We start from the raw sequence: 6,464 nt of genomic DNA, 5'->3' as shown, positions 1-6,464 counted from the left end.
AGGTGCTGCGCCGCCAGCTGCGCGATGAGGATCCCCGGCAGGGCGACGCCTGACCGGGCGGATCGGTTGCCCAAGACGCCATCGTGTTCAGCAAGGTGCTGCGCCGCCAGCTGCGCGATGAGGATCCCCGGCAGGGCGACGCCTGACCGGGCGGATCGGTTGCCCAAGACGCCATCGTGTTCAGCAAGGTGCTGCGTCGCCGGCGGCGCGATGAGGGGCCCCGGCAGGGCGACGCCTGACCGGGCGGATCGGTTGCCCAAGACGCCATCGTGTTCAGCAAGGTGCTGCGCCGCCAGCTGCGCGATGAGAAGCCACGTCAGGGCGACGCCTGACCGAGCGGCAGGCGCGTGACGGGCGGCCATTGGCCGCCGGCTCGCTCCCGGCGTTACAATGGCCGATCCGCATCGCCGCCGCGGTGCGGATCGTCGCCGTTTCCCTGATCGATCATCGGAGCCCTCGAGTCCGCCGTGAGTACCCTGACCCCAGCCCCCGACGCGCCTTCCGCCGATGCCGCCGCCCTGGATGCCCTCAGGGGCGAGCTCGAGGACGCGTTGCTGCGCGACGCGCCCCGCCTGCGCAAGCGGCTCGACGGCCTGGCCCGGCGCTGCCGCCAGGGCAAGCCGGTGGATCGGGGGCTGGCCGAGGTGCGCCGCGAGGTCGAGCGCTCCCGCGCCCGGGTCGAGGCCCGGGCGGCGCGCCCGGTCACCCTGACCTATCCCGAGGAGCTGCCGGTCGCCGAGCGCCGCGAGGACATCCTCGAGGCCCTGCGCGATCACCAGGTGGTGGTGGTGGCCGGCGAGACCGGCTCGGGCAAGACCACCCAGCTGCCCAAGCTGTGCCTGGAGCTGGGGCTCGGCCGGCGCGGACTGATCGGCCATACCCAGCCGCGGCGGCTGGCCGCCCGCTCGGTGGCCACCCGCCTGGCCGAGGAGATGGCGGTGCCGCTGGGCGAGCAGGTCGGCTACCAGGTGCGCTTCACCGACCACACCGATGACGCCACCCTGGTCAAGCTGATGACCGACGGCATCCTGCTGGCCGAGACCCGCCACGACCCGGACCTGCGCCGCTACGAGGCGATCATCATCGACGAGGCCCACGAACGCAGCCTCAACATCGACTTCCTGCTCGGCTACCTCAAGCGCCTGCTCGACCGGCGCCCCGACCTCAAGGTGATCATCACCTCGGCGACCATCGACGTGGAGCGCTTCGCCGAGCACTTCGCCCTGCCGGGAGAGGACGGCACGCCGAAACCGGCGCCGGTGGTCGAGGTCTCGGGGCGCACCTACCCGGTGGAGGTACGCTACCGCCCGCTGACCCGGGAGGCCGAGGACGAGGAGGACCGCACCCTGCAGGACGGCATCCTGCATGCCGTGGAGGAGATCCAGGCCGCCGAGCGCGAGAAGGGCTGGTTCCACGGCCCCCGGGACATCCTGGTGTTTTTGCCCGGCGAGCGCGAGATCCGCGAGGCCGCCGACACCCTGCGCCGGGCCGAGCTGCGCGACACCGAGATCCTGCCGCTCTACGCCCGGCTGTCCAACGCCGAGCAGAACCGGGTCTTCGCCCCGCACCGCGGCCGGCGCATCGTGCTCTCGACCAACGTCGCCGAGACCTCGCTGACGGTGCCCGGCATCCGCTACGTGATCGATCCCGGTCTGGTGCGCATCAGCCGCTACAGCTACCGCGCCAAGATCCAGCGCCTGCCGGTGGAGCCGGTCAGCCAGGCCAGCGCCGATCAGCGCAAGGGCCGCTGCGGCCGGGTGGCCGAGGGCCTGTGCATCCGCCTCTACGACGAGGAGGACTACCTCGGCCGGCCCGAATTCACCGATCCCGAGATCCGTCGCACCAACCTGGCCTCGGTGATCCTGTCGATGCTGTCGCTGAAGCTCGGCGACATCCAGGCCTTCCCCTTCGTCGACCCGCCCGACTCGCGCTTCGTCACCGACGGCTTCCGGCTGCTGTTCGAGCTCGGCGCGGTGGACGCCGGCCAGCGCATCACGCCGCTCGGCCGCAAGCTGGCGCGCCTGCCCATCGACCCGCGCCTGGCCCGCATGCTGCTGGCCGGGGCCGAGCAGGGGGGGCTGCGCGAGGTGCTGATCGTGGTCTCGGCGCTGGCCATCCAGGATCCGCGGGACCGCCCGGCGGAGAAGCGCCAGGCCGCCGACCAGGCCCACCGCCGCTGGCAGGACCCGGACTCCGACTTCGTGGCCCTGCTCAACCTCTGGCACGGCTTCGAGGCCGCCCGGGAGGAGCTGTCCGGCAACCGGCTGCGGCGCTGGTGCAAGGACAATTACCTGAACTACCTGCGCCTGCGCGAGTGGCACGACACCTTCCGCCAGCTGCGCCAGCTGCTGCGCGACATGGACATCGAGGTGCCGCCCCCGTCCCCGCGGCCCGCCGCCGGGGACGACGGCGAGGCCGCCAGGCAGGCTCGCCGCGAGAGCGCCGTGCGGCTGCACAAGGCGCTGCTGCCGGGGCTGCTCTCGCACCTCGGCCACTTCCTGGAGAACCGCGAGTACCAGGGCGCGCGCAACCGCAAGTTCATGATCCATCCGGGCTCGGGGCTGGCCAAGAAGACGCCGAAATGGGTGATGGCCTTCGAGCTGGTCGAGACCTCGAAGCTGTTCGCCCGCACCGTGGCCAGGCTCGATCCGGCCTGGATCGAGCCGCTGGCCGGCCACTTGGTCAAGCGCAGCTACAGCGAGCCGCATTGGGAGATGAAGCGCGCCCAGGTGGTGGCCTTCGAGCAGGTGACGCTGTTCGGCCTGGCGATCGTCAGTCGGCGCAAGGTGCACTACGGCCCGATCGCCCCCCAGGAGGCCCGGGAGCTGTTTATCCGCCGGGCGCTGGTGGAGGGCGAGTTCAGGACCCGCGGCGAGTTCTTCGCCCACAACCGGGCCCTGGTGGAGGAGGTCGAGGACCTGGAGGACCGGGCTCGCAAGCGCGACATCCTGGTCGACGAGGAGGCGCTGTTCGACTTCTATGACGCGCGCATTCCCGAGGACGTGGTCAATGGCAAGGGCTTCGAGGCCTGGCGCAAGCAGGCCGAGCGCGACGACCCGGATGTGCTCAAGTTCGACCGCGCCGCGCTGCTGGCCCGGGAAGCCGAGGAGGTCACCCAGGCCGACTACCCGGACGAGCTGGTCGTCAACGGCGTGCGCTATCCGCTGAGCTACCACTTCGCCCCCGGCGCCGACGACGACGGCGTGACCCTGACGGTGCCGGCGGCGATGCTGCCGCAGCTGTCGGCGGGGCGGCTGGAATGGCTGGTGCCGGGGCTGCTGCGCGAGAAGTGCATCAGCCTGATCAAGTCGCTGCCCAAGTCGATTCGCCGCCAGGTGGTGCCGATCCCCGACTGGGTGGACGCCGCCCTGCAGGCCATGACCCCGGACGACACCCCGCTCACCGAGGCGCTGGGCGAGTTCCTGCGGGTCAAGACCGGGGTGCGGCTCACGCCCGACGACTGGCGGCTCGAGGCGCTCGAGCCGCACCTGGTGATGAACCTGCGGGTGGTCGACCACGAAGGCCGTGAGCTGGGCCAGGGTCGCGACATCCGCGCCCTGGAGCGGCGCTTCGAGGCCGCCGCCGGGGAGGGCGCCCGGGCGCTCGCCGCCGAGGCTAGCGAGGCCGAGAGCCTCGACACCCTGCCCGAGGCGGCGCTGCCCGAGTCCCGGGTGACCACCCAGGCGGGCATTCGCGTGGAGGCCTATCCGGCGGTGGTGCCCGAGGGCGAGGCGCTCAAGGTGGAGCTCTTCGACCATCCCGACAAGGCTCGGGAGGCCCACCGGCGCGGCGTGGTGCGCGCGGCCATGGCGCGGCTGCCCGACCAGGTGCGCGCCATCGAGCGCCTGGCCGGGCTCAAGCCCTGCGCGCTGCTGTTCGCCAAGGTGGGCAGCCAGCGCCAGCTGGCCGATGACGTGGTCGCCGCCGCCTTCCGCCAGGTGGTGGCGGTGGAGCCGCTGCCGCGCTCCCGGGAGGCCCTGGAGGCGCGGCTCGAGGCGACCCGGGCGGACCTGGTGCCGCGTGCCGAGGCGCTGCTCGCGACCCTCAAGCAGGCCCTGGAGGGCCACCTGGCGGTGACCAAGGCGTTGAAGGGCAACCTGAACCTGTCCCTGGCGCTGGTTTACAGTGATCTCAAGGCCCAGATGCAGCGCCTGGTGCACCCCGGCTTCGTCAGCGAGGCCGGCGAGTGGCTGGCGGAGTATCCGCGCTACATGGAGGCGGCGCAGATCCGCCTGGAGAAGGCGCCCCGGGAGCGCATGCGCGATCAGATGCACATGCAGACCCTGCAGGACTTCGAGGCGCGCCTGGCCGCCCGCCGCGAGAGCGAGCGGCGCGGCGAGGTGGAGGACCCGGCGCTGGTCGAGTTCGGCTGGTGGATCGAGGAACTGCGCGTCTCGCTGTTCGCCCAGCAGCTGGGCACCCGGATGCCGGTGTCGGCCAAGCGCCTGGAGAAGCGCTGGCAGGAGCTGACGGGGCGCGCCTGAACACAGGCCCGCCGTGGCGGGCCAAAGGGAGACCATCGAGCATGACCGACGTGGTGATCACCGGCACGGGGCTCTACACGCCGCCCCACGCCATCGACAATGCCGCCCTGGTGGCCGGCTTCAATGCCTGGGTGGAAGCCGAGAACGCCCGGCGCGCGGCGGCCGGCGAGCCGGCGACGCTCGAGCCCTCGAGCAGCGACTTCATCGTCAAGGCCTCGGGCATCCACAGTCGCTACGTGCTGGACGCCGAGGGCATCCTCGACCCCGAGCGCATGCGGCCCCGGTTGCCGGCCCGCGACAACGACGCGCCCTCGATCCAGTGCGAGATGGGCCTGGCCGCCGCCCGGCAGGCCCTGACGACGGCCGGCGTCGAGGCCGGGGAGATCGACCTGGTGATCGTCGCCTGCTCCAACCTGGAGCGCGCCTACCCGGCGGTGGCCGTGGAGCTGCAGGCGGCGCTGGGCGCGGGCGGCCACGCCTACGACATGAACGTCGCCTGCAGCTCGGCGACCTTCGCCATCGACGCCGCCGCCAACGCCATCCGCGCCGGCGGGGCGCGCCGCGCCCTGGTGGTCAACCCGGAGATCTGCTCGGCGCACCTCAACTTCCGCGACCGCGACAGCCACTTCATCTTCGGCGATGCCTGCACGGCGCTGGTGCTGGAGGACGCCGATGGTGCCCGGGCCGGCGGCCTCGAGGTGCTGGGCACCCGGCTCGTCACCCGCTTCTCGAACGCCATCCGCAACAACGCCGGCTTCCTCAACCGGGTCACCGACAGCGATCCCCTGGCCGCGGACAAGCTGTTCGTCCAGGAGGGGCGCCGGGTGTTCAAGGAGGTCTGCCCGATGGTGGCGGCGCTGATCGGCGAGCACCTCGCCGAGCTGTCGCTGAGCGGCGACGACCTGTCGCGGCTATGGCTGCACCAGGCCAACCGGCACATGAACGACCTGATCGCCCGCCGGGTGCTGGGCCGCGCGCCGGCGCCCGACGAGGCACCGGTGATCCTGGATCGCTATGCCAACACCAGCTCCGCCGGCTCGATCATCGCCCTGCACCTGCATCACGCGGACCTGGCGCCGGGCGCGCTCGGGGTGGTGTGTTCCTTCGGCGCGGGCTACAGTGCCGGCAGCGTCGTCGTGAGGCGAGGCTGATCCCGATGGACAACGAACATGATGCGTAGGGAGACCGCTCGAGCAATGACTCCGTTTATTCCGACCCGCCAGGCCGGACGCGGCCTGGCGGCGCTGTGTGCCCTCGGCCTGCTCACGGGCTGTGCGACGACCGGGACCGGCGAGCGCTCCCACCCCGACGACCCCTGGGAAGGCTTCAACCGCGGGGTCTTCGCCTTCAACGAGACCGTGGACCGCTATGCCGTGAAGCCGGCGGCCCAGGGCTACCGGTTCGTGACCCCGGACCCGGTGGAGACCGGCATCGGCAACTTCTTCTCCAACCTCGGCGAGGTGAGCAACGCCCTCAACAGCCTGCTGCAGGGCAAGGGCGCCAATGCCGGCATCGCTTCCGGCCGCTTCCTGATCAACTCCACGGTCGGCGTGCTGGGCCTGTTCGACGTGGCCACGCGCCTGGACCTGGTCGGCCGCGAGGAGGACTTCGGCCAGACGCTCGCCACCTGGGGGGTGGGCGAGGGGCCCTATCTGGTGCTGCCGCTGCTGGGCCCGAGCACGGTGCGCGACACCGCCGGGCTGCCCGTGGACTGGTACACCGATCCGGTCTCGCACGTGGAGGACGACACCGTCCGCTATTCGCTGCGTGGCCTGGAGATCGTCGACACCCGGGCCGGCCTGCTCGACCAGGAGCAGCTGATCCGCGGCGATCGCTACAGTTTCATCCGCGACAGCTGGCTGCAGCGGCGGCGCTTCGAGGTCAACGACGGCGAGCTGGGCGAGGATCCCTTCGCCAGCGACGACTTCGACCTCGAGGGCGCCGATTTCGATGACGCCTTCGCCGAATGAGGCCCTGACA

General features: G+C 71.7%; 4 protein-coding genes. 3 read left to right on the top strand and 1 reads right to left on the bottom strand.

Annotation, left to right across the window (positions count from 1 at the left end; all coding sequences use genetic code 11):
- Positions 1-362, bottom strand: a 362-nt coding sequence (locus QC818_RS10100; RefSeq protein WP_309652728.1) for a hypothetical protein, incomplete at its 3' end; no start/stop codon positions are given.
- Between the two features lie 105 nt (positions 363-467).
- On the opposite strand from QC818_RS10100, the gene hrpA reads away from it, so the two are divergent.
- Genes hrpA through QC818_RS10085 form a run of 3 tightly spaced genes read left to right on the top strand, consistent with a single transcriptional unit; the run spans position 468 to position 6,454 of the window.
- The gene (gene hrpA, locus QC818_RS10095; RefSeq protein WP_309652727.1) at positions 468-4,484 is read left to right on the top strand and encodes an ATP-dependent RNA helicase HrpA; all 4,017 of its coding nucleotides are present in this window, start codon (positions 468-470) and stop codon (positions 4,482-4,484) included.
- 41 nt (positions 4,485-4,525) lie between these two features.
- Complete coding sequence (locus tag QC818_RS10090) at positions 4,526-5,635, top strand: beta-ketoacyl-ACP synthase III (RefSeq protein ID WP_309652726.1); 1,110 nt, start codon at positions 4,526-4,528, stop codon at positions 5,633-5,635.
- A gap of 45 nt (positions 5,636-5,680) precedes the next feature.
- Complete coding sequence (locus tag QC818_RS10085) at positions 5,681-6,454, top strand: MlaA family lipoprotein (RefSeq protein ID WP_309652725.1); 774 nt, start codon at positions 5,681-5,683, stop codon at positions 6,452-6,454.
- Positions 6,455-6,464: the final 10 nt, after the last annotated feature.

It is taken from the genome of Halomonas koreensis (genome assembly GCF_031451675.1).
Lineage (GTDB): Bacteria > Pseudomonadota > Gammaproteobacteria > Pseudomonadales > Halomonadaceae > Halomonas > Halomonas koreensis.
This window is presented reverse-complemented; position numbering and strand designations above follow the sequence as displayed.